This window comes from Micromonospora qiuiae (genome assembly GCF_016863555.1).
In the GTDB taxonomy this organism is placed as follows: Bacteria; Actinomycetota; Actinomycetes; order Mycobacteriales; family Micromonosporaceae; genus Micromonospora; species Micromonospora qiuiae.
Genome location: NZ_BOPC01000198.1, coordinates 1 through 769, shown reverse-complemented (window position 1 = coordinate 769; position 769 = coordinate 1). Strand labels below are relative to the sequence as shown.

1 protein-coding gene is annotated in these 769 nt (G+C 66.2%); it reads left to right on the top strand.

All coding sequences use genetic code 11. From position 1 onward, the window contains the following. On the top strand, window positions 1–769 hold a 769-nt coding region (locus tag Vqi01_RS30400), incomplete at both ends, for a phosphopantetheine-binding protein (protein ID WP_204038563.1).

Sequence of the window (769 nt, the reverse complement as noted above, 5' to 3'; positions counted from 1 at the left end):
CCGCGTCTACGTGCTGGATGAGTGTTTGGGTTTGGTGGCGCCGGGTGCTGCGGGTGAGTTGTATGTGGCGGGTGCGGGGTTGGGTCGTGGTTATTGGGGTCGTGCGGGTTTGACGGCGGAGCGGTTTGTTGCTGATCCGTTTGGGCCGGCTGGTTCCCGGATGTATCGCACTGGTGATGTGGTGCGGTGGCAGTTGGACGGCAGTTTGGCTTTTGTCGGCCGGGTTGATGACCAGGTGAAGGTTCGCGGGTTCCGGGTGGAGCTTGGCGAGATCGAGGCGGTGTTGGCGTCGGGGCCCGGGGTGGGTCAGGTCGCGGTGGTGGTGCGTGAGGACCGCCCCGGGGATCAGCGGTTGGTGGGTTATGTGTGCCCGGCCGTTGGCGGTCGGGTGGATGTGGATCTGTTGCGGGCTTTGGCGGTGTCGCGGTTGCCCGGGTTCATGGTGCCGTCGGCGTTGGTGGTGTTGGCGTCGTTGCCGTTGACGCCGAACGGGAAGTTGGATCGGGCGGCGTTGCCGGTGCCGGAGTTGGGTGGTGCGGGGGTTGGTCGGGGGCCGGTGGGTCCTCGGGAGTCGGTGTTGTGTGGGTTGTTCGCCGAGGTTCTGGGTGTGGACCGGGTGGGGGTCGACGACGGGTTCTTCGATCTGGGTGGGCATTCGTTGTTGGCCACGCGGTTGGTGTCGCGGGTGCGGTCGGTGCTGGGTGTGGAGTTGACGATTCGGGCGTTGTTCGAGAACCCGACCGTCGCCACCCTCGCCAAGGCCATCGAC